Consider the following 20,906-nt stretch of genomic DNA (forward strand, 5'->3'; position numbering starts at 1 on the left):
TTATAATAAGAAAACAAAAGGAAAATGTATATTAAGTTTCTTTTGCCTAAGCCTTTTTGATAGAGAAATTCATCTCCATATTTTAATGTGATATTCGAAAGAATGCTTTTAAGATTTGGTAGATTAGGGGTGCATTCAAGTTCATCAAGAAATGTTTTTATATTTTCAAAGCTATCGTCATATTTTATTAATTTTTCAAATGTTTCCGTTCCTTCAATTGCCTTAAAGAAATCCACGTAAGAGTTATTAATTGCGGATTTTTCACTGTCTGATAGGGAAGTTATAAGCAGTCTGGTTAATATGTTATTTGACCTTAGTATTCCTTCGGACGAAAAGTCATCTCTTTCTGCAAATATATTATTTATTCTTGTCTTTTGAAGGTCAATGAATGGAATCTGTTTTTCATTATTTTCGGAAACAATAACATAATCATAAAGTTCTATTGGGAATGAAAACCATTGGGTGTCATTAATGCTTTTGTTTTTTAATATTTCCTTAGTGGCTGCAATCAGATCATTATCATTTTTAGGTTTGAATTCATACCTTATCTTAAAACATGGGGTATCATTTTCTTCAATTAACCATTTTGCAACAATGCATTTTTCGTAATTGTTTTTAGGATCTGTGAATTTTAAGCTGACACTAACCTTAGGGATTCTAGAGGATAAAGTGGAACTGTTTTCATTTGCTATGATAGCCTTGTAGAAATCTATAATGGCTTCTTTGTTAATGTCTGAAATGTTTAATTTCTTTTTATTAAAATCAATTTGATTAGTGGATAGGGGAAGAGATAAGGCTGCAAAAAAGTTGGTTTTGCCAACGTCATTTTCTCCAATGAGTATTGTGTTTTTTCTCAGTTTAACATTTAACTCTCTAAAACTCCGGAAATTACTGATCTTAACTTCACTAATGTACATTTACATCTCCTTTGTCTTTGTGCATGCGCTAACTGCATGTAATTGCATGCAAAAAATTTAACGTATTTGATGCTCTAAAGCTAGAGTAGGTGGGAGCGAGAGCAATAGAAACAGTTGCATTAAAACCGACCTTTCAAGCGGGCAGGCGAGGCGGGGATAGCACTGCGCGCTGGACGTGGTGACAGGATTTATTTTGCGCGTCTGTGCGCGTCGTGGTGGCGCGCTGTGATGTGAAGTCGGTCAAGGTGATGTCGGGGCGCTTGCGTCACGTGTGCGGCGTCTGGCTTGCTCTGAGGACGTACCGCCCGGAGGCGGCATTTTAGGCGGGTTTTATTCTGTCTCGATGCTGTAATCCTTAAAGCGGATCACTTCCATACCGAGCCATTCATTGATTTCTTTGAAACGCTCCTGCAACGGCGTCAGTTCGTTACGCACAAACACCCGTGCCACCTTCTCGATATCGCCCATCGAGCCGATATTTTCAGGCTTGCCGCCCATGAGCTGAAACGGCACGCGGTGCGCGTCGAGCAGGTCAGCGGCGCTTACCTTCTTGATGTTAAAAAAATCATCCTTCGTAGCGACTTCACTCAGAGGCACGATCTTAATGCCATCCGGTTTCCCGTTCGGGGCGTAGAAAAACAGGTTTTTAAAATTCCCGAGTCCTTTCGAGTCGCGCATCGCGGAGCGCAGCGCCTCGACGTCGGTGCTGCTCTGCGCCGCGTCGGTCACGTACATGATGTAACCCGCGTGCGCGCCGTTCTGGTAATACTTGCGACGAAACAGCGTGGCGGATTCATTCAGCCAGGCTGAATTGAGTGCGCTCAGGTATTCCGGCATCCCGTAGAGCTCCTGATTGATATCGGGCTCAAGCAAATGGCACACCGAGCCGGGGGCGAACTGGTGCGGGTGGGTAAAACTCGACACGTACCAGTAAACGTCATCCTCGACGCCCCGGCGGGTGTATTTGGCCGGGGAGGTTTCCAGCTTCATGATCTGGCCGGTCACGCTCATGCGCTTTTCAAGGTAGCCGTTTGCAAACACCAGAAAATCGAGCACAAGGCGGCTGAAGTCCTGACGTGACAGCAACGGGTGCGGAATGTAGGTGCTCGTCAGGATGTTGCGCTTAACGTAAATCGGGGAGCTGTGATGTACTGCGGCGCGCAGGCTTTTCGCCAGCCCCGAGAAGTTGACCGGCGGCTCGTACCATTTGCCGTTATTGATGCACTCGACATAGTCGAGGATATCGCGGCGATCCAGAACGGGCGACGGCTCACCAAAGGTGAACGCCTCCATTTTCTGCGGCGAGCTGGCGGTCATGGTTGCTGTCTGTTTCGGCTGTTTCTTTTGGCGTTTTTTCATCTTAGTTAATATCCAGAATGGAGCTTGATTGCATACCGCTACCGGCGGAAAGCGGCTCGTTTAACAGCGCGTGCATGGTTGCCCACGCGATATCCGCATGGCTGGCCTCCTCACTGCGGCTGGCTTCATAAGTGGCGCTGCGGCCACTGCTGGTCATGGTTTTGCGGATAGCCATAAATGACTGCGTGATGTCGGTCGCCCCGGCGTCATATTCCAGACACCCGCGTCGGATGGTGTCTTTTGCTTTGAGCACCATTGCGGTTTTCATTTCCGGCGTGTAGCGGATGGCGCGCGCTGCCGGGAAGAATGAGCGCACGAGCTGGTAAACACCCTGGCCGATGCCGGTTGCATCAATGCCGATATAGTCGACGGTGTATTTCTCGGTCAGCGCCCGGATGGCCTCGGCCTGCGCGGCAAAGTCCATGCCTTTCCACTGGTGGCGCTCAAGGATGCGGAACTTGCCACCGGCAACCAGCGGAGGAGCCAGTACCGCGCAACCGGCACTGTCGCCGGTGTGTGAAGGGTCATAGCCAATCCACACAGGACGCCAGTTAAACGGACGGTCGGCGAACGGCTCGAAGTCCTCCCATTCTTCCATCGCATCGACCATGCAGCGCTGCAGCTCCTCGAACGGAAATACCGACGCCTTATCGTCGACGAACTCGCACATAAACAGGTTGCGGAAGTCATCCGCGCTGTTTTCCTGTCTGAGCTGGTCGAGGTTAAACAGGGTGCAGCCACCGGCGAGCGCATCCTCAATGGTGACAATCTGCCGCCACTGGCCATCCCCGCATAACATGCCCCCGGCAAGCGCCTGATGACTGATATCAATGTCGACACGTTCGTCGCGGTTGCTGCGACCACGGTTAAACAGCTCACCTGACCAGAACGGGTAAGCACCGTGCGCCAGCGTGGATGGCGTCGAAAAATAGGTGGTGCGCAGGTGCGATTGCGACGCCATGCCCGAGGCCACTTTGCGCAGACGCTGGAAATTAGGTATCCAGAAAATCTCATCGACGTACAGGTCGCCGTTGTGGCTCTGCGCAGTGTTGGAATTGGTACCGAGAAAAATCAGCTCTGCACCGTTATTGCCGATGACAATCGGGTCGCCTGACAGGTCGACGTCAACCAGACGGGCAAAGGCGATGATGTACTTACGGAAAACGTAAGCCTGCGTTTTACTGGCCGACAAAAATATCTGGTTTTGCCCGGTCCTGAGCGCGCGCAGGAGGGACTCGCGCGCAAAGTAGAACGTCGCGCCAATCTGTCGCGATTTCAGGATGTGGCGGATACGGTGCTCTAATCCCGCTTTATGCCAGCGGAGCTGATACTCAAACGACTGGTCGAAGAAAATCTCTTCCAGCTTCCCGATGGCCTCTTCGCTGAAATAGTTGCGTTTCGGCTTTTTGCGATCCCCTTTGTTGCGGCTGGCAATGTTGGGGTTTAAATCCACCTCGTTACCGGTCTGGCCGTAACGGTTCACGCGCGCGAGTCGCTCCATCTGGCGCGACAGAAAATCAGCGACTTTGAAGTCATGCGGCGTCAGGTCTGGCTTTGCATAGAGCTGGATAAGTCGCGCCTCTAACGTCGATTCGACACGATTAATCGGCGCGGTTTCTTCCCATCCATCACGTTGCTTCCAGCTCTGCACCGTCGGGCGCTTGAGCTGCAGCATGTCGCAGATTTGCGGCACGGTGAACCCCTGCCAGTACAACAGACGTGCCTGTCGTCGCGGGTCATTTAACAGAGAAAGGTCAGTTGAAATGGTCATGCTTGCCTCGTTTTTGTTGGTACGTGGCAAGGCTAAGGAAATGGAGTGTTATTCGCGCTAAGTGCCTGTTGTATCAGATCTAACAGGAGCACAAGCGGTGGCTGATACGTGTCAGAGTCGGGAAACTAAACCCGACCAGAAAACCCAACATCAGGACACCTGAACAATGGCAAAGAAAGTTTCTAAATGGTTTCGTATCGGCGTCGAGGGTGACACCTGCGATGGCCGTGTCATCAGCGGTGATGATATTCAGGATATGGCCGACACGTTCGACCCGCGCGTCTACGGCTGCCGCATTAACCTCGAACATATCCGGGGACTGATGCCTGACAGCCAGTTTAAACGTTATGGCGATGTAACCGAGCTTAAGGCGGAGATTATCAGCGATGGCTCTGCGCTCGATGGCAAAAAAGCGCTGTTCGGCAAAATCCAGCCGCTCGACGAGCTGGTCAGCATGGTTAAGGCCGGGCAGAAGGTTTACACCTCCATGGAGATCCGCCCGAACTTTGCCAACAGCGGCAAGTGTTATCTCGTTGGCCTGGCCGTCACTGATGACCCGGCAAGCCTCGGCACGGAATACCTCGAATTCTGCAGCCGCGCGAAACAGAACCCGCTCGCCGGTAAAAAAGACCAGCCGGACGACGTTTTTTCTGTGGCCTCACTGGCTGAGCTGGAGTTTGAGGACGTTCCCGACACTATGCTCAACAGCCTGACCGACAAGGTCAAAGCCATTTTCAGCCGCAAGCAGGTCAGCGATGACGCACGTCTCGCAGATGTGCATGAGGCGGTGACCACCGTCACCGAGCAGGTGCAAACCAATCTCACCGCCACCGACCAGCGCGTCACCGAGCTGGAGACCGCTTTTGCGAAGTTTAAGCAGGACGTGACCAGCAAAGTTGATGAAAACGCGCAGGCGTTTACCTCCCTGAAAAGCTCCCTCGACAGCACCGAAAGCCAGCGACAACCGCGCCGCGAGCTTTCAAAAGGCGGTACGGGCGACGAGCTGCTGACCAACTGCTGATAACACGCCGGGTGCGTTGCCCGGCCAGATACCTATTACCCGAACAGGAAAAACCATGCGTAAAGATACCCGTTTCAAATTTAATGCCTACATGTCCCGCGTCGCGGAGCTGAACGGTATTTCCACCGATGACGTGGCGAAGAAATTCACCGTCGAGCCGTCGGTCACGCAAACCCTGATGACGACCATGCAGATGTCATCCGCGTTTCTGACCAAAATCAACATCGTGCCGGTCGACGAACTGAAGGGCGAAAAAGTCGGGGTGGGTGTTAACGGCACGATTGCGAGCACTACCGACACCGCCGGTGATGATGAGCGTAAAACCGCTGATTTCACGGCGCTAGAGTCATTCAAATACGAGTGCGACCAGATTAACTTTGACTTCCATATTCGCTACAAACAGCTCGACCTGTGGGCGCGATTCCAGGACTTCCAGACCCGTATCCGTGACGCCATTATCAAGCGTCAGTCCCTTGATTTCATCATGGCCGGTTTTAACGGTATCGAGCGTGCGGAAACGTCCGACCGTAAAAAAAATCCCCTGCTGCAGGACGTGGCGACCGGCTGGCTGCAGAAGTATCGCAATGAAGCGCCAGCGCGCGTGATGTCCAAAATCACCGACGAGGACGGCAAGGTCATTTCCGATGTGATCCGCGTGGGTAAAAACGGCGACTATGCGAACCTCGACGCGCTGGTTATGGATGCCACCGGCAATCTGATTGACGAGATTTATCAGGATGACCCGGAGCTGGTTGTCATCACCGGGCGTAAGCTGATGGCGGATAAATATTTCCCTATCGTCAACAAAGAGCAGGAAAACACCGAGTCGCTGGCGGCTGACATCATCATCAGCCAGAAGCGAATCGGCAACCTCCCTGCCGTGCGCGTGCCGTATTTCCCGGCTAATGCCCTGATGGTGACGCGTCTCGACAACCTGTCTGTCTACTTCATGGATGACGCGCATCGTCGCAGCATCATCGAAAACCCGAAGAAAGACCGCGTCGAAAACTACGAGTCCATGAATGTTGACTATGTGGTCGAGGCTTATGCTGCCGGTTGCCTGATTGAAAACATCAAGCTCGGTGACTTCACCGCACCTGCAGCGCCGGAAAGCGGAGAGTAAGCCATGACGAGTCCCGCAGCGCGTCACATGATGCGGGTCTCGGCCTCTGAAACTGCGCAGCGGGCTGCTGTCCCGCTGCGCAATGCAACTGCCTATGAGCAGATGCTCGTTAAGCTGGCCGCAGACAACCGCACGCTAAAACAAATCAGCTCTAAAGAGCGTAAAGCCGCGAAAAAGCGCGAGCTGTTGCCGTTCTACCTGCCGTGGGTGGCTGGCGTCCTCGAAAACGGCAAAGGCGCACAGGATGACATTGTCATGACGGTGATGCTCTGGCGTCTCGATGCTGATGACATCGCCGGGGCGCTGGAAATCGCCCGTTACGCCATGGCCTACGGCCTCACCATGCCGGTCGGTCGCCGTCCGACGCCGTGCCTGCTGGCCGAAGAAGTGGCACTGGCCGCGCAGCGCCTGCTGACGGCAAAACAGCCGGTCAATCTGGCGAACCTGCTCGACACTATCGCGCTGACTGAACGCGCGGATATGCCCGATATCGTGCGTGCGAAGCTGCACAAAATTACCGGCTACGTGCTGCGTGATGCGGAGCAACTGCCGGAGGCGCTGGCGCACCTGCAGCGTGCGATCCAGTTAGAAAGCACTATCGGGGTGAAAAAGGATATCGAGCAGTTAGAGCGTCAGCTCAGGCCAAAACCCGAACCGGTACCGAAAACGAAAACGACTAAACCGCGCACGCGCAAGCCTGCCGCAAAACCAGCGGCACGGCGCGGGCGTCCACCAAAGGCGGCAAAAGCCGCAGGTTAAACGAGCGCTCCCCGAGCCGGGCGGCACGCCGGTCAATGCGGGTATCAATTGCCCAGACTGCGACCGGCGTCCACCGCCCACCCATTACCCGAGGTTGTCATGACGACGCTGATTATTGAGCCAAAAAAAGAGCCGCAGGATGTGCCGGGCGTGGTGATACCGCCACCGGGCGTGAGCGAGCCGGTAATCAAAAACACCCCGTTTTTTCCTGACGTGGATCCGAAGCGCGTGCGTGAGGAAATGCGTTTAGAGCAGACCGTTTCCCCCGTGCGCCTGCGCCGGGCGATTAAGACCGCGATCGCGGAGACTAACGCGGAGCTGAGTGACTGGCGCGAAAGTCAGCTCGATGCCGGTTACGCCACGCTGGCGGATGTCCCGACCGACAAACTCGACGGCGAAAGCGTGCGCATTTTCCACTACTTCAACGCCGTGTGCTCGATGACGACGGCCACGCTTTATGAACGTTTTCGCGGCGTGGATGCGACCGCCAAAGGCGACAAAAAGGCCGACAGCATCGACAGGACTATCGATGAAATGTGGCGGGATATGCGCTGGTCTGTGGCGCGCATCCAGGACAAAGCGCGCTGCATTGTGGGGCAAATCTGATGAAAGCGTATGCGCTGCAGGACGACACCCTCGACGCAATTTGCGCCCGGTATTACGGGCGTACTGAGGGCGTGGTCGAAACCGTCTTAGAGGCTAATCCCGGCCTGTCTGAGCTCGGTGTGATCCTGCCGCACGGCACGGCAGTAAAGCTGCCCGAGACCGAGAGCGCGGCCAGAACCGAAACGGTGAATCTATGGGACTGAGTATGGAAAAAATCACCACGTTTATCGCCTACTGGCTGGCCGTGGGGCTGGCGTATGTCGGGGCAATGTCCCCCGAAAAGATGGCGCTTTACGTGGGCGGCGGATGCGCCATTTTTACCGCGCTGACGAACTACTGGTTTAAGCGCAAGACGTACCTCTATCTGACATCGCTCGGACTCGATAAAGGGGCTATTCGTGAAATCAATCGTTAAAAAATGCAGTGTGGCCGCCGTGCTGGCGCTGGCAGCGCTGATGCCTGACTTTCGTCTGCTTAACACCTCGCCCGGGGGGCTGGCGCTGATTGCCGACCTCGAAAGTTGTCGCCTGACGCCTTACCAGTGCAGCGCGGGAGTGTGGACGTCAGGCATCGGCCACACTGCAGGCGTCGTGCCAAAAGGGGAAATCACCGAGCGACAGGCGGCGGCGAACCTCGTCGCGGATGTGCTGAACGTCGAGAAACGTCTGGCCGTATGTGCGCCGGTGAAAATGCCGCCGCACGTTTACGACGCGCTGGTCAGCTTTTCATTCAACGTGGGAACCGGCGCGGCCTGCCGGTCGACGCTGGTCTCGTTTATCAAACGCCAGCAATGGCCGCAGGCGTGCGACCAGCTCACCCGCTGGGTTTACGTGAATGGCGAAGTTAACAAAGGGCTGGAAAACCGCCGCGCGCGTGAGCGTGCCTACTGCCTCAGGGGGATTTAATGAAAGTGATGTTGTTTTTACTGGCCGCGCTGATGGCGGGTGTGCTCTGGCAGCGTCATGAAAACGGCAACCTGACGCGCTCGTTTGAACGGGCAAACAGGGTCGCCACGGAACAAAAAACTGCGATCGGAATGCTGAAAAATCAGCTTTCCGTTTCGCAGGGAATTGCCAGGCGAAATGAAACCGCGCAGGTCAATTTACGCGGTGAACTGCTGGCCGCAGGTGCGATGGCCGTGCGGCGTGAACAAACCATTACGAGGCTGATAAATGAGAATGAAACCTTACGCCGCTGGTATAGCGCTGAACTGCCTGATGTTGTGCGCAGGCTGCACACCCGCGCCGGTTGCGCCTCCGCCGGTCATTGTTTACAGCGCCTGCCCGAAGGTGAGCTATTGCCTGATGCCGGGAAGCGACCCGGCCACTAATGGCGACCTGAGCGCCGATATTCGCAGGCTTGAGCACGCGCTCGCCGCCTGCGCGCTGCAGGTTGAAACCATCAAAGACTGTCAGGATAAACTCGATGAAGAAAGCACGCAGCCTGCGCGAAGCGCTGATTAAAGCAGTTCCGCAACTGGAAACAAACCCCGAAATGATGCGCATCTTTGCCGATGAGGGGAATATCGATGCGCGTCTCGCGGCCTCGCTGTCCCATGAGAAAATTTATACCCTGAATGTGATCGTGTGTGACTTTGTGGGCGACCCTGACATGATTTTCGTGCCGGTGGCCGCATGGCTCAGGGAAAACCAGCCGGATATCTGCACGCTCGATGACGGCCGCAAAAAGGGTTACCGTTTCCAGATGGATTTGAACGACGGGGACAGTGCCGATATCAGTATCAGCATGCAGCTCACCGAGCGCACCATCATCAAAGAGGAAAACGGCGCGCTGCACGTAAGCTATGCCCCTGAGCCGCCGCTGCCGGAGCCCGTTACCCGGCCAAAAGAGCTTTATATCAACGGCGAACTGGTGAGCAAATGGGATGAATGAATTTAAGCCCTTTGACGACCGGCTCAATGGTCTGATTGCTGCCCTGTCACCGGCTGCACGCCGTAAGCTGGCCGGAGAGATAGCAAAGGAGCTGCGCAAGTCGCAACAGCAACGTATCAAGCTGCAGAAAGCACCGGACGGCTCACCGTATCAGGCGCGAAAGCGTCAGCCGCTCAGGGCAAAAACCGGGCGGATTAAACGTGCGATGTTCCAGAAGCTGCGAACTAACCGATACATGAAAACTATTGGCCGTGAAAACAATGCCGTGGTGGAATTTACTGGCAAAGTGCAGCGTATCGCGCGCGTCCATCAGTTAGGTCTAAAAGACCGGCCAAATGTGCACGCTATGGATGTGCAGTATGCTAAGCGTTGGCTGCTTGGTTTTGACAGAGGTAACGAGCAGCTTGTTGAAGACTTGATATTAAAGCATCTGAAGTGTAATCGAGTACGATAACAAGCATGTTGCCGATTGACATCCGACTAAATTTGAATTTTTTTATTGTCAAAGTGAAGCAATCGTTAGATGATACGAAGATAACAAGTGATCTAATTTTGGACTGAAATGTATTATGAACCAATACACATACGAGGTTGTCCGTTCATTCATTAACGCCTCACCATATTTGTTGATTATTTTAAGTGTTCTTTTTGTTGCTCGCGGACCATTCTCAAGATTTATATCACGAAACTTATTTGATTCAGGTAAAGATCGTTATAGCTCCAAATCTCAAGATGATGAAAAAGAAACGCAATTAAAAAATCAAGTTTTTTCAGAGGATGAGTTGAAAAAGCTGGTTCGTGATGTGTTAATGAGTGAAGGTGGTAGGGATTATTTTGTTGAGTACAAAGAAAACCTTAACAGATTGATTGAGGACAAGCAAAGTGAGTTGGCGGCGCAGGCACTTTCAAATGTCAACTCTGAAGAATACGTTGAAGAAGTTGTTGCGCAATCTCTGAATGACACCTTGGAAAAACTAACAGATAAGCTGATTAGAGAAAGTAAAGGCTTTAAAGATTTAGAAAAATCCACTCTTGATAAGCTTGGCATAATTAAAATCTCATCTTTCTTAGAGCACCTTGAGAAAGAATATGATGCAACAAGAAGCACTAAGGCATTAATGAGTAATATGTTTATTATGGTTAATGTTATTTATTTCTTTGGTTTGTTTATGTTTTTGGTAATAGGGCGTGCGGTTGCTGCAACTCCGACGGTTTATTTTGCTTTATCCTTTTCATATATTGGGTTGGGCGCTTTTGTTGTATACATGATAAAATTTTGCAATGCACGAAGCTTAACCCTGCTTTCTCTAAGAGAGGATTTTTTGAAAAGGGAGCAAATTAATGGTATGGCGTCTAGGATGGTAGAGTTAGGCACCAGTGAACATCATGTTGCTTTATTACAGTTGATGAGCTCGGGTGTTGCAACAAAAGAACAGAAAATTAATCATCCTTATGAAATGCTTTTATATGGTATTAAAGATTCGAATATTATGTTCAAGGGTGGGAAGTTTGAAGTAAGAAAAGAGTCCTCCAATAAAGCGAACCCTTAAGGAAATTTTCTAAGTTGTTGTTATTTTGCTTTTTATTTGGTTTGCGATTTTTTAACTTTTAATTGTTATTAAAGTTGTTCATAACTAATCAAATCTTGCCTTAGTGTCTGTTGTTCTATCAGCCACAAAACACCGTTAAATTGCCGCTGGCCTCGCCCGGCGGCATCCTTTCCCCATGAATAATCTAAATTCTCTGCAGGAAATCGCACGCGCGATCCGCAACCTTATCCGCACCGGCATCGTGACTGACGTCGACCACGACGAGGGGCTTTGTCGCGTCCAGACCGGCGGTATGGAAACCACCTGGCTGAACTGGATGACCTGTCGCGCCGGTCGCTCGCGCGTATGGTGGGCTCCTTCCGTTGGTGAGCAGGTGCTCTTACTTGCCATCGGCGGCGAGCTCGACACCGCTTTTGTGCTGCCCGGCATTTTCTCGGATGACCATCCCGCGCCGTCAGCCTCACCTGATGCGCTTCATGTGTCATTTCCTGATGGTGCTGTCATCGAGTACGAACCCGAAAACGGCGCGCTCACCGTGTCTGGCATCAAAACCGCCGACGTCACCGCGTCAGATTCCATTACGGCCACCGTACCGGTTGTGCTGGTGAAAGCCTCGACCAGCATCACGCTCGATACGCCGGAGGTGGTTTGTACCAACAAGCTGATAACCGGCACGCTCGAAGTGCAGAAAGGCGGGAAAATGACCGGGAACATCGAACACACCGGCGGGAAACTGACCTCAAACGGCGTGCAGGTGGATGACCACGACCACGGCGGCGTCGAACGGGGCGGAAGCTGGACGGAGGGCATCAAATGACCGTGCGTTATCTGGGAATGAACAGCCAGACCGGGCTCAGTATCTCTGAGGTTGAGCATATCGGGCAAAGCGTGCGCGACATTCTGGTCACGCCGGTTGGCTCGCGCGTCATGCGCCGCGAATACGGTTCGCTCCTGTCGCAGATGATTGACCAGCCGCAGACCCCGGCACTGCGCCTGCAGATTATGGCCGCGTGCTATTCCGCGATCCAGAAGTGGGAGCCCCGCGTCAGCCTGACGACCATCACCTTTGAACGGTCGGAAACCGACGGCGGGCTTTATGTCGACATCACCGGCACCCGCTCCACCGGCGGTCAGCCTTTTTCACTCACCATTCCACTGAGTTAAACGCTATGGCAATTGTTGACCTTAACCAGCTCGCCGCGCCTGATGTCGTGGAAGTGCTGGACTATGAAACCATCCTTGCAGAGCGAAAGGCGACGCTTGTCTCGCTATACCCGGAAGACCAGCAGGAGGCTATCGCGCGCACGCTGACGCTTGAGTCAGAGCCACTGGTGAAGCTGCTGCAGGAAAACGCCTACCGGGAAGTTATCTGGCGACAGCGCGTTAACGAGTCCGCGTGCGCGGTCATGCTGGCCTACGCTGCCGGTACTGACCTCGACCAGTTAGGCGGAAATTACAACGTCGAGCGCCTTGTCATCACGCCTGCAGACGACACGACGTTACCGCCGACGCCTGCCGTCATGGAGTCGGACACCGACTACCGGCTGCGCATTCAACAGGCCTTTGAGGGGCTGAGTACCGCAGGCTCAACCGGCGCATATCAGTTTCATGGCCGCAGCGCTGACGGGCGGGTCGCCGATATTTCGGTCATCAGTCCCGCGCCTGCGTGTGTGACCGTGTCCGTGCTGTCGCGTGAAAATAACGGGGTAGCATCTGACGAACTGCTCGCTATCGTGCGCAACGCGCTGAACGATGAGGATGTCAGGCCGGTGGCCGACCGCGTGACCGTGCAGTCAGCGAAAATTGTCGACTATAAAATTACCGCGTCGCTTTACCTGTATCCCGGTCCCGAGAGCGAGCCGGTGCTCAGTGCGGCAAAAGCAAAACTGCAGGCGTATATCACCGCACAGCACCGCCTCGGGCGCGACATCCGCAAGTCAGCCATTTATGCCGCACTCCACGTTGAGGGCGTGCAGCGCGTCGAACTGGCCTCGCCGGTGGCCGACATCGTGCTCGATGAGACGCAGGCGTCATGGTGCAGCGACTACAGCGTCACCATAGGGGGCAACGATGAATGATACCCGCCTGCTGCCGGTGGGCTCGTCACCGCTTGAGGTGGCGGCGGCGCGCGCCTGCGCTGAGATTGAAAATACCCCCGTTCCCCTGCGCCGCCTCTGGAGCCCTGACGACTGCCCGGCAAATCTGCTGCCGTGGCTGGCGTGGGCGTTTTCCGTTGACCGCTGGGATGAGAACTGGCCGGAGGACACCAAACGCGATGTGATCCGCGCGGCGTGGTTTATCCATGCGCACAAAGGAACGATTGGGGCAGTGCGTCGCGTGGTGGAGCCGCTCGGCTATCTGATTAATGTGTCCGAGTGGTGGGAAACAAACGACCCGCCCGGCACGTTTCGGCTCGATATTGGTGTGTTAGAGACCGGCATCACCGAGGAAATGTATTACGAGATGGAACGGCTCATTGCTGATGCAAAGCCAGCCAGCCGCCACCTTATCGGCCTCAATATTATTCAGGACATCCCCGGCCACCTGTACGCCGGAGCCCTGACCTATGACGGCGACATCATTACGGTTTATCCCGGATAAGTGAGAGCACAATGACAGTGAAATATAAAACGGTCATCACCAAAGCCGGTGCAGTTAAGCTGGCCGCAGCGACCATCCCGAACGGGAAAAAAGTGAATTTTACGGCGATGGCCGTCGGTGACGGTGGCGGTTCGCTGCCAGTGCCTGACCCAAACCAGACGAAGCTCATCAAAGAGGTCTGGCGTCATGCCCTGAATAAAATCAGCCAGGACAAGAAAAACAAGAATTATGTCGTGGCGGAGCTGCTCATCCCACCTGAAACCGGCGGTTTCTGGATGCGTGAAATGGGTCTCTATGACGACACCGGCACGCTGATTGCGGTCGGCAATATGGCCGAAAGTTACAAGCCAGCGCTGGCGGAGGGCTCAGGCCGCGCGCAGACTGTGCGCATGGTCATCATGGTAAGCGATATCGAGTCAGTCGAACTCACGATTGATACCTCAACGGTCATGGCAACACAGGACTATGTCGACGATAAGCTCTCAGAGCATGAGCAGTCCCGCCGTCATCCTGACGCCACGCTCACCGCAAAGGGGTTTACGCAGTTAAGCAATGCGACCGACAGCGTGTCTGAGAGCGTCGCAGCAACGCCTAAAGCCGTTAAGGCAGCGTATGACCTTGCTAAAGGTAAATACACAGCTCAGGACGCCACCACGGCGCAAAAAGGTATCGTCCAGCTCAGCAGTGCCACCGACAGCACGTCTGAGGTGCTCGCAGCGACGCCGAAAGCAGTTAAAGCGGCGTATGACCTTGCGAACGGCAAATACACTGCGCAGGATGCAACCACAGGACGAAAGGGGATTGTCCAGTTAAGCAGTGCGACTAACAGCGCGTCAGAGACATTGGCGGCCACACCTAAAGCAGTAAGCGCCGCAGTTAATGAAATGAAAGAGACTCTGGGAACGGCGTCAGGGGCAAATGTCGTAACGTCAATGACCGACACAACTGCAGGACGTGTTCCAGTGGTGGGCTGGCAGGGGCTGGGTTCTGCCGCTCAATTCCGCATGGGACAGGTATCACAATTCCTCGCATATGCAGCCGCTGATTTTAAAGAGGTACCAGCTAATGGTGCAGGATGGCAATCAGCATATGGTCTTTCCCGTCGCGCCCAGGCATTCATGGACACTTCCGGGAGATTTTATTCAAGGTTCTCTCTTTCGGATGTTGCAATTGATGTTGATACACCCTGGGCAATTCATTACACGACATTAAATAAACCTACTGCGGCAGATGCCGATGCTGTGTCAGCCTCGTATGGTGGAACATTTCAGAAGTCGATTATTGTAAAAGGTAACGGTGCATCGATAACAATCCAGCCGCTTACAGATCAACAGGCAAGTTATTTACTTGGTAAGGGGTATAACGGCGGAAATACCTGGTATGTTGGCCGCGGGGGAGCGAATAACCATGTGTCGCTCTACAACTACATAGGCTTAAACGGTATCGTCCTTGCCGAAGATGGTTCTGTGTCGATAAATACTGCAAACGGCAAAAACGTTAACGTAACTAACCAAATTATCCCTCAAAAATACGATAACTTTGATTCTCGATATGTATTAACTGATGGAGCAACATTTGCAGGCTTTGTGAGCGGTGATGCAGCAAGACCTTATATGCGTCACAGGGTCAGCAGTGCAGTCGTACAGTTGGCAAAGTCTGGGGATTCTTATACTAAAGCAGAATCTGATAACGGATATGCAGCAAAAACAAGTGTTTACTCAAAAAGTGAAAGCGACGGGCGATTCCAGCCAAAGGGCTCCTACGGTGCACCTAACTCGGCCTCTAAAGCGGCTAACGGTTGGTGGCAGTGCGGGAGTACCGGCATTCTCGAGCAGTGGTGTCAGGGGGCAACCATGACCAGTGAAACCACGCAGACGATCACCTTTCCGAAAGCATTCCCGAGTGCCTGTCTGCATGTTGAGGTGGGAACCCTGAACGTGAATAACAGCAATGATACTGAGGGGATGTTCCAGCTAATATCGAAATCAAACACCGGCTGTGTGGTAAGGGCTAACAGGGCTTATGGCAGCGTCGGGCAGGTTGCCGCATTGATTAAGGCCACGGGGTATTAAATGGACAATCAAATTTATTACAGTGCAAGCAGGCAGGGCTTTTATTTTGAGGCGGATAAACCGGCGTGTATTGCCGGTGCCGGATGGCCTGATGATGCCAGCGCGATTTCAGACCGGTGGTATCAGTATTTAATTGAGGGGCAGGCTAAAGGCAGTCTGATTGTCCCGGATGAGTACGGCCAGCCCGTTCTGCAGGCCGTTGAAATTAATTACCCGGCCATTGCAGAAACGGAAAAGGAAATGTTAATCGCCAACGCCATGCAGTCAGTGAGCGTTATTCAGCTCAAGCTGCAGGCCGGGCGCGCGCTCAGCGATGCGGAAACCGCGCAGTTAAACAGCGTGCTTGATTATATTGATGAGGTGGAGAACATCCCCACGGAAACTGTCACCGGTCCGGTAGACTGGCCTTTGCTGCCTGAGTAATCCGAAGCCCTCCCCCCGGAGGGCTTTTGTTTGTTGTTTCATTCACCCGCCAACGGCATTACATCGCACCCGCGCAGCACACAACAGAAAATAGTCGCACCCCTTTACCACGGAGTTAAACAGATGGGCGACTATCATCACGGCGTCGAGGTCATCGAGATTAACGATGGCACGCGCACCATTTCCACCGTCTCGACGGCTATCATCGGTATGGTCTGTACGGCCAGCGATGCTGACGATGCAACATTCCCTTTTAATAAGCCGGTGCTGATTACCAGCGTGCAGAGCGCTATCGCTAAAGCCGGTAAGCTGGGGACGCTGGCGAAGTCCCTGCAGGCCATTGCTGACCAGTGCAAACCGGTCATTGTGGTGGTGCGCGTTCCCGAAGGTCTCGACGACCCGGAAGACCCGGAAGCGGCGCAAAAAGAGACGATTTCCAACATCATCGGCACGACCGACGAAAACGGCAATTACACCGGGCTCAAAGCGCTGTTAACCGCGCAAACCGTCACCGGCGTTAAGCCGCGCATTCTCGGTGTGCCGGGGCTGGATTCTCTGGAGGTGGCGACCGCGCTTGCGTCGACCTGCCAGAGCCTGCGCGCGTTCGGCTATGTGAGTGCGTGGGGCTGCAAGACCATTTCCGAAGCGATCGCCTATCGGGAAAATTTCAGCCAGCGCGAGCTCATGGTGATTCACCCTGATTTTCTGGCATGGGACACCACGGCAAACAAAACCGATATTGCATGGGCGACCGCCCGCGCACTCGGCCTGCGCGCCAAAACCGACCAGACAATCGGCTGGCACAAAACGCTGTCTAACGTTGGCGTGAACGGCGTTACCGGCGTCAGTGCCTCGGTCTCATGGGATTTGCAGGAGCAGGCCACCGACGCCAATCTGCTGAATCAGGCCGGGGTGACAACGCTCATCCGCAACGATGGCTTTAAATTCTGGGGCAACCGTACCTGCTCGGACGACCCGTTATTTGTCTTTGAAAACTACACCCGCACGGCGCAGGTGCTGGCCGATACGATGGCGGAGGCGCACGCGTGGGCGATGGATAAACCCGTCACTGCAACGCTTATCCGCGACATCGTCGCCGGTATCAATGCCAAATTCCGCGAGCTGAAAAATAACGGCTATATCGTTGACGGCTCCTGCTGGTACGACCCGGAGTCAAACACCGTGGAAACCCTGAAAGCGGGGAAACTGTATATCGATTACGACTATACCCCCGTCCCGCCGCTGGAAAACCTGACCCTGCGCCAGCGCATCACCGATACCTATCTGGCGAACCTGTCAGACTCGGTTAACAGCTAAGGAGCTCAGAGCATGGCGTTACCACGCAAACTGAAATACCTGAACATGTTTAACGATGGCCTGAGCTATATGGGCGTCGTTGAATCCGTCACCCTGCCAAAGCTGACCCGAAAGCTTGAGAAATACCGTGGCGGCGGGATGCCGGGCTCGGTGTCAATCGACCTCGGCCTCGACGACGACGCTTTGTCGCTTGAGTGGACGCTGGGCGGTCTGCCTGACGTCGGGCTGTGGGCACAGTACGCGTCACCGGGTGCGGACAGCGTGCCGCTGCGTTTCACCGGTTCATTCCAGCGCGATGACACCGGCGCAATTTCTGCCGTTGAGGTGGTCATGCGTGGCCGTCACAAGGAGTACGACGGTGGCGAGAACAAACAGGGTGAAAGCGGCACGACCAAGATGTCGACCGAGTGCGCTTACTACCAGCTCACGATTGACGGCAAAGAGGTCATCGAAATTGACGTCATCAACATGGTGATGAAAGTCGACGGCGTCGACCGTCTCGCTGAGCACCGCCGGGCGATTGGCCTGTAAACCCTTAACCGGTCAGCCAGGCTGGCCGGTCACTTACTCACATTCAAAGAGAGCAACATCATGGAAAACATCAACGAAATCGCCACCGAAACCGAAAACTCAAACATTGTGATCCTCGATAACCCTGTCATGCGCGGTGAACAAAAAATCGAACAGGTGACGCTGACCAAGCCCAATGCCGGAACCCTGCGCGGTGTCAGTCTGGCGGCACTGGCAAACTCTGACGTCGATGCGCTGATTAAGGTGCTGCCGCGCATGACTTACCCGGCGCTGACTGAGCACGAGGTCATGCGTCTGGTAGCGTCAGACCTGATTTTGTTTGCCGGTAAGGTGGTCGGTTTTTTGTCGCCATCTTCGGCTCGCTGACCTTCCCGGATACCCTTTCGGTCGATGACCTGATGGCGGATATTGCGGTGATATTTCACTGGCCGCCATCAGAGCTGAATTCCCTGAGCGTGACCGAGCTCATCACATGGCGCGAAAAGGCGCTGCAGCGAAGCGGACACCACCATGAGCAATAACGTCAGACTTGAGGTACTGCTGAACGCAGTTGACCGGGCAAGCAGACCGCTTAAAGCTATCCAGACTGCCAGCAAGACACTTGCTGGCGATATCCGCACTTCTCAAAACAGCCTGCGCGATCTGAATGCGCAGGCTGGCCGAATTGACGGATTCAGGAAAGCGAGCGCACAGCTTGCCGTGACCGGCCAATCGCTTAACAAGGCTAAACAGGAAGCCGCCACGCTGGCCGTTCAGTTTAAAAATACGCAGAACCCCACTAATGCGCAGGCGCGCGCGATGGAGGCGGCAAAAAAATCCGCTGCTGACCTGCAGCTCAAATACAACAGCCTCAGGCAGTCGGTACAGCGCCAGCGCACCGAGCTCGCGCAGGCCGGTATCAATACACGTACCCTGTCGGTGGATGAGCGCCGCCTGAAAACCAGCATCAGTGAAACCACCGCTCAGCTAAACCGGCAACGTGAGGCGCTGGCGCGAGTTAGTCAACAGCAAGCCCGGCTGAGTCGGGTTAAAGAGCGTTATCAGGCCGGTAAATCCCTTGCCGGAGGCGCTGCAGCGGCAGGTGCGGCGGGCGTCGGTATCGCCACGGCGGGAACGATGGCCGGAGTCAAATTACTCACGCCCGGTTATGACTTTGCACAGAAAAACTCTGAGCTGCAGGCCGTGCTCGGCGTCGATAAACAGTCTCCCGAAATGGAGGTGCTGCGCAAACAGGCGCGCCAGCTTGGGGACAATACTGCTGCGTCCGCAGACGATGCGGCCAGCGCGCAGATTATCATTGCGAAAAGCGGCGGGGACGCCGCAGCGATTCAGGCGGCGACGCCGGTCACGCTGAATATGGCGCTGTCTAACCGGCGCTCGATGGAAGAAAACGCCGCACTGCTGACGGGTATGAAATCCGCGTTTCAGATGTCAAACGACCAGATCGCACACATCGGCGACGTGCTGTCTATGACGATGAACAAAACGGCCGCTGACTTTGACGGGCTGAGTGATGCGCTGACGTATGCCGCGCCGGTGGCAAAAAATGCCGGGGTCAGTATCGAGCAGACCGCGGCGATGGTAGGCGCATTGCATGACGCCAAAATCACCGGCTCGATGGCGGGGACGGGTAGCCGTGCCGTCCTGAGTCGCCTGCAGGCTCCGACCGGTAAGGCATACGAGGCTATTAAAGAGCTCGGCGTTAAAACGTCTGACAGCAAGGGCAACACGCGCCCGATATTCGCCATTCTGAAAGAAATGCAGCGCAGTTTTGAGAAAAACAATCTCGGAACAAGCCAGCGCGGCGAGTACATGAAAACCATCTTTGGTGAGGAAGCCAGCTCGGCGGCGGCGGTACTGATGACCGCGGCCTCAAGCGGCAAACTTGACCAGCTCACGGCGGCGTTTAAAGCCTCGGACGGGAAAACCGCAGAGCTGGTCAAAATCATGCAGGACAACCTCGGCGGTGACTTCAAAGAATTTCAGTCAGCCTATGAGGCCGTCGGTACTGACCTGTTTGACAAGCAGGAGGGGTCACTGCGTAAGCTCACCCAAACTGCCACGAAATATGTGTTAAAGCTCGACGGCTGGATCCAGAAAAATCAGGGGCTGGCGCAGACCATCGGCATCATAGCAGGCGGCGCACTGGCAATTATTGGCATCCTCGGGGCAATTGGTCTGGTCGCCTGGCCGGTCATTACCGGCATTAATATGTTGATTGCCGGAGCATCACTGCTCGGGACGGTTTTCTCTGTGGTGGGCGGTGCCATTATGACCATGCTGGGGGCGCTTACGTGGCCGATAGTGGCTACTGGCGTTGCCATCGTCGCTGGTGCGCTGCTTATCCGCAAATACTGGGAGCCAATAAGCGCGTTTTTCTCAGGCGTAATGGAGGGGCTAAAGCAGGCTTTTGCCCCGGTAGTGGAATTATTCGAACCGTTAAAGCCGGTTTTTGACTGGCTCGGTGAAAAACTTAAAGCTGCGTGGCAGTGGTTTAAAGACCTGATCGCACCGGTTAAATCGACGCAGGAGACGCTCGACAGTTGCAAAAATGCGGGTGTGATGTTCGGTAAGATGCTGGCCGAAGCGCTGATGTTACCGCTTAAAAGCTTTAATACATTGCGTACCGGCGTTAACTGGTTACTGGAAAAGCTCGGGGTTATCAATAAAGAATCAAGCGACCTTGACCAGAAGGCCGCAAAAGCCAGTGCCGCCACCGGCTCGCAAAAGGGGTCTTATATTCCGGCCACCTCTGCATATGGTGGCTATCAGGCCTATCAGCCAGTAACGGCTCCCACCGGAAAGACTTACGTCGACCAGAGCAAACCTGAATATAACATTCACCTGAATGGTGGCATCGCGCCGGGCAGCGACCTTGACCGTCAGCTCCGCGAGGCTGTCGATAAACTCGACCGGGAAAACCGTGCGCGCCAGCGCTCAAGTATGCGCCATGACTGAGGGGA

General features: G+C 54.1%; 26 protein-coding genes. 23 read left to right on the forward strand and 3 right to left on the reverse strand.

All coding sequences use genetic code 11. The features are described 5' to 3' along the window. The 3 genes from GM298_RS00005 to GM298_RS00015 all read right to left on the reverse strand — a co-directional run. On the reverse strand, positions 1-917 hold a 917-nt coding region (locus GM298_RS00005), incomplete at its 3' end, for an AAA family ATPase (protein ID WP_266153210.1). 330 nt (positions 918-1,247) lie between these two features. After that, positions 1,248-2,276 carry a phage portal protein gene (locus tag GM298_RS00010; protein WP_266153211.1) on the reverse strand — a complete coding sequence of 343 codons (1,029 nt, stop codon included), beginning with the start codon at positions 2,274-2,276 and terminating at the stop codon, positions 1,248-1,250. A 1-nt stretch (position 2,277) separates the two neighbouring features. Then, the gene (locus GM298_RS00015) at positions 2,278-4,047 is read right to left on the reverse strand and encodes a terminase ATPase subunit family protein (protein ID WP_266153212.1); all 1,770 of its coding nucleotides are present in this window, start codon (positions 4,045-4,047) and stop codon (positions 2,278-2,280) included. A 166-nt stretch (positions 4,048-4,213) separates the two neighbouring features. On the opposite strand from GM298_RS00015, the gene GM298_RS00020 reads away from it, so the two are divergent. From GM298_RS00020 to GM298_RS00130, 23 genes are all read left to right on the forward strand, one after another. After that, complete coding sequence (locus GM298_RS00020; RefSeq protein WP_266153213.1) at positions 4,214-5,068, forward strand: GPO family capsid scaffolding protein; 855 nt, start codon at positions 4,214-4,216, stop codon at positions 5,066-5,068. A 55-nt stretch (positions 5,069-5,123) separates the two neighbouring features. Continuing rightward, entirely contained in the window at positions 5,124-6,191 is a 1,068-nt protein-coding gene (locus GM298_RS00025) for a phage major capsid protein, P2 family (RefSeq protein WP_266153214.1), read from the forward strand. 3 nt (positions 6,192-6,194) lie between these two features. Next, positions 6,195-6,950, forward strand: a complete 756-nt coding sequence (locus GM298_RS00030; protein WP_266153215.1) for a terminase endonuclease subunit — start codon at positions 6,195-6,197, stop codon at positions 6,948-6,950. A 99-nt stretch (positions 6,951-7,049) separates the two neighbouring features. After that, positions 7,050-7,556, forward strand: coding sequence for a head completion/stabilization protein (locus GM298_RS00035; protein WP_266153216.1), 507 nt, complete (start codon positions 7,050-7,052; stop codon positions 7,554-7,556). After that, the gene (locus GM298_RS00040) at positions 7,556-7,759 is read left to right on the forward strand and encodes a tail protein X (protein ID WP_266153217.1); all 204 of its coding nucleotides are present in this window, start codon (positions 7,556-7,558) and stop codon (positions 7,757-7,759) included. The genes GM298_RS00035 and GM298_RS00040 overlap by 1 nt, the downstream gene beginning before the upstream one ends. Next, positions 7,750-7,971 (forward strand): hypothetical protein, encoded by a 222-nt coding sequence (locus GM298_RS00045; protein ID WP_001354073.1) that lies wholly within the window; start codon positions 7,750-7,752, stop codon positions 7,969-7,971. The genes GM298_RS00040 and GM298_RS00045 overlap by 10 nt, the downstream gene beginning before the upstream one ends. Then, the gene (locus GM298_RS00050) at positions 7,955-8,461 is read left to right on the forward strand and encodes a lysozyme (RefSeq protein ID WP_266153218.1); all 507 of its coding nucleotides are present in this window, start codon (positions 7,955-7,957) and stop codon (positions 8,459-8,461) included. Before GM298_RS00045 ends, GM298_RS00050 begins: the two co-directional genes overlap by 17 nt. Next, on the forward strand, positions 8,461-8,886 hold the full coding sequence (gene lysB, locus GM298_RS00055) for an Rz-like lysis system protein LysB (RefSeq protein WP_266153219.1): 426 nt from the start codon (positions 8,461-8,463) through the stop codon (positions 8,884-8,886). Before GM298_RS00050 ends, lysB begins: the two co-directional genes overlap by 1 nt. After that, positions 8,774-9,019, forward strand: coding sequence for an Rz1-like lysis system protein LysC (gene lysC / locus GM298_RS00060; RefSeq protein ID WP_266153220.1), 246 nt, complete (start codon positions 8,774-8,776; stop codon positions 9,017-9,019). The genes lysB and lysC overlap by 113 nt, the downstream gene beginning before the upstream one ends. Next, entirely contained in the window at positions 8,982-9,449 is a 468-nt protein-coding gene (locus GM298_RS00065; protein ID WP_266153221.1) for a phage tail protein, read from the forward strand. Before lysC ends, GM298_RS00065 begins: the two co-directional genes overlap by 38 nt. Continuing rightward, the gene (locus GM298_RS00070) at positions 9,442-9,903 is read left to right on the forward strand and encodes a phage virion morphogenesis protein (protein ID WP_266153222.1); all 462 of its coding nucleotides are present in this window, start codon (positions 9,442-9,444) and stop codon (positions 9,901-9,903) included. The genes GM298_RS00065 and GM298_RS00070 overlap by 8 nt, the downstream gene beginning before the upstream one ends. 115 nt (positions 9,904-10,018) lie before the next feature. Further along, positions 10,019-10,999 (forward strand): hypothetical protein, encoded by a 981-nt coding sequence (locus tag GM298_RS00075; protein ID WP_266153223.1) that lies wholly within the window; start codon positions 10,019-10,021, stop codon positions 10,997-10,999. A 175-nt stretch (positions 11,000-11,174) separates the two neighbouring features. Then, positions 11,175-11,816, forward strand: a complete 642-nt coding sequence (locus tag GM298_RS00080; RefSeq protein WP_266153224.1) for a phage baseplate assembly protein V — start codon at positions 11,175-11,177, stop codon at positions 11,814-11,816. Next, a complete protein-coding gene (locus GM298_RS00085; protein WP_266153225.1) occupies positions 11,813-12,163 on the forward strand; it encodes a GPW/gp25 family protein in 351 nt (116 codons plus the stop codon). Before GM298_RS00080 ends, GM298_RS00085 begins: the two co-directional genes overlap by 4 nt. A 5-nt stretch (positions 12,164-12,168) precedes the next feature. Next, positions 12,169-13,077: a baseplate assembly protein gene (locus GM298_RS00090; RefSeq protein WP_266153226.1), complete on the forward strand. Its 909-nt coding sequence runs from the start codon at positions 12,169-12,171 to the stop codon at positions 13,075-13,077. After that, a complete protein-coding gene (locus tag GM298_RS00095; RefSeq protein WP_266153227.1) occupies positions 13,070-13,600 on the forward strand; it encodes a phage tail protein I in 531 nt (176 codons plus the stop codon). Before GM298_RS00090 ends, GM298_RS00095 begins: the two co-directional genes overlap by 8 nt. An 11-nt stretch (positions 13,601-13,611) precedes the next feature. After that, entirely contained in the window at positions 13,612-15,672 is a 2,061-nt protein-coding gene (locus tag GM298_RS00100; RefSeq protein ID WP_266153228.1) for a phage tail protein, read from the forward strand. After that, a complete protein-coding gene (locus GM298_RS00105; protein WP_266153229.1) occupies positions 15,673-16,095 on the forward strand; it encodes a tail fiber assembly protein in 423 nt (140 codons plus the stop codon). Positions 16,096-16,218: 123 nt separating this feature from the next. After that, complete coding sequence (locus GM298_RS00110) at positions 16,219-17,412, forward strand: phage tail sheath protein (protein ID WP_266153230.1); 1,194 nt, start codon at positions 16,219-16,221, stop codon at positions 17,410-17,412. A 12-nt stretch (positions 17,413-17,424) separates the two neighbouring features. Beyond that, entirely contained in the window at positions 17,425-17,943 is a 519-nt protein-coding gene (locus GM298_RS00115) for a phage major tail tube protein (RefSeq protein ID WP_236921311.1), read from the forward strand. A 60-nt stretch (positions 17,944-18,003) separates the two neighbouring features. Then, positions 18,004-18,309, forward strand: a complete 306-nt coding sequence (locus tag GM298_RS00120) for a phage tail assembly protein (protein WP_266153231.1) — start codon at positions 18,004-18,006, stop codon at positions 18,307-18,309. Further along, entirely contained in the window at positions 18,306-18,464 is a 159-nt protein-coding gene (locus GM298_RS00125; RefSeq protein ID WP_323138403.1) for a GpE family phage tail protein, read from the forward strand. The genes GM298_RS00120 and GM298_RS00125 overlap by 4 nt, the downstream gene beginning before the upstream one ends. Next, the gene (locus GM298_RS00130) at positions 18,454-20,901 is read left to right on the forward strand and encodes a phage tail tape measure protein (RefSeq protein ID WP_266153232.1); all 2,448 of its coding nucleotides are present in this window, start codon (positions 18,454-18,456) and stop codon (positions 20,899-20,901) included. The genes GM298_RS00125 and GM298_RS00130 overlap by 11 nt, the downstream gene beginning before the upstream one ends. Positions 20,902-20,906 lie beyond the last annotated feature (5 nt).

It is taken from the genome of Enterobacter sp. HSTU-ASh6, from assembly GCF_026319105.1.
Taxonomy (GTDB): domain Bacteria; phylum Pseudomonadota; class Gammaproteobacteria; order Enterobacterales; family Enterobacteriaceae; genus Enterobacter; species Enterobacter sichuanensis.

Coding starts and splice junctions, on each gene's coding strand:
- GM298_RS00085 (WP_266153225.1), top strand. CDS start 11,813: ATGACCGTGCGTTATCTGGGAATGAACAGCCAGACCGGGCTCAGTATC.
- GM298_RS00010 (WP_266153211.1), bottom strand. CDS start 2,276: ATGAAAAAACGCCAAAAGAAACAGCCGAAACAGACAGCAACCATGACC.
- lysB (WP_266153219.1), top strand. CDS start 8,461: ATGAAAGTGATGTTGTTTTTACTGGCCGCGCTGATGGCGGGTGTGCTC.
- GM298_RS00115 (WP_236921311.1), top strand. CDS start 17,425: ATGGCGTTACCACGCAAACTGAAATACCTGAACATGTTTAACGATGGC.
- GM298_RS00105 (WP_266153229.1), top strand. CDS start 15,673: ATGGACAATCAAATTTATTACAGTGCAAGCAGGCAGGGCTTTTATTTT.
- GM298_RS00025 (WP_266153214.1), top strand. CDS start 5,124: ATGCGTAAAGATACCCGTTTCAAATTTAATGCCTACATGTCCCGCGTC.
- GM298_RS00100 (WP_266153228.1), top strand. CDS start 13,612: ATGACAGTGAAATATAAAACGGTCATCACCAAAGCCGGTGCAGTTAAG.
- GM298_RS00095 (WP_266153227.1), top strand. CDS start 13,070: ATGAATGATACCCGCCTGCTGCCGGTGGGCTCGTCACCGCTTGAGGTG.
- GM298_RS00110 (WP_266153230.1), top strand. CDS start 16,219: ATGGGCGACTATCATCACGGCGTCGAGGTCATCGAGATTAACGATGGC.
- GM298_RS00070 (WP_266153222.1), top strand. CDS start 9,442: ATGAATGAATTTAAGCCCTTTGACGACCGGCTCAATGGTCTGATTGCT.
- lysC (WP_266153220.1), top strand. CDS start 8,774: ATGTTGTGCGCAGGCTGCACACCCGCGCCGGTTGCGCCTCCGCCGGTC.
- GM298_RS00020 (WP_266153213.1), top strand. CDS start 4,214: ATGGCAAAGAAAGTTTCTAAATGGTTTCGTATCGGCGTCGAGGGTGAC.
- GM298_RS00065 (WP_266153221.1), top strand. CDS start 8,982: ATGAAGAAAGCACGCAGCCTGCGCGAAGCGCTGATTAAAGCAGTTCCG.
- GM298_RS00130 (WP_266153232.1), top strand. CDS start 18,454: ATGAGCAATAACGTCAGACTTGAGGTACTGCTGAACGCAGTTGACCGG.
- GM298_RS00040 (WP_266153217.1), top strand. CDS start 7,556: ATGAAAGCGTATGCGCTGCAGGACGACACCCTCGACGCAATTTGCGCC.
- GM298_RS00030 (WP_266153215.1), top strand. CDS start 6,195: ATGACGAGTCCCGCAGCGCGTCACATGATGCGGGTCTCGGCCTCTGAA.
- GM298_RS00015 (WP_266153212.1), bottom strand. CDS start 4,047: ATGACCATTTCAACTGACCTTTCTCTGTTAAATGACCCGCGACGACAG.
- GM298_RS00120 (WP_266153231.1), top strand. CDS start 18,004: ATGGAAAACATCAACGAAATCGCCACCGAAACCGAAAACTCAAACATT.
- GM298_RS00080 (WP_266153224.1), top strand. CDS start 11,175: ATGAATAATCTAAATTCTCTGCAGGAAATCGCACGCGCGATCCGCAAC.
- GM298_RS00075 (WP_266153223.1), top strand. CDS start 10,019: ATGAACCAATACACATACGAGGTTGTCCGTTCATTCATTAACGCCTCA.
- GM298_RS00090 (WP_266153226.1), top strand. CDS start 12,169: ATGGCAATTGTTGACCTTAACCAGCTCGCCGCGCCTGATGTCGTGGAA.
- GM298_RS00045 (WP_001354073.1), top strand. CDS start 7,750: ATGGGACTGAGTATGGAAAAAATCACCACGTTTATCGCCTACTGGCTG.
- GM298_RS00035 (WP_266153216.1), top strand. CDS start 7,050: ATGACGACGCTGATTATTGAGCCAAAAAAAGAGCCGCAGGATGTGCCG.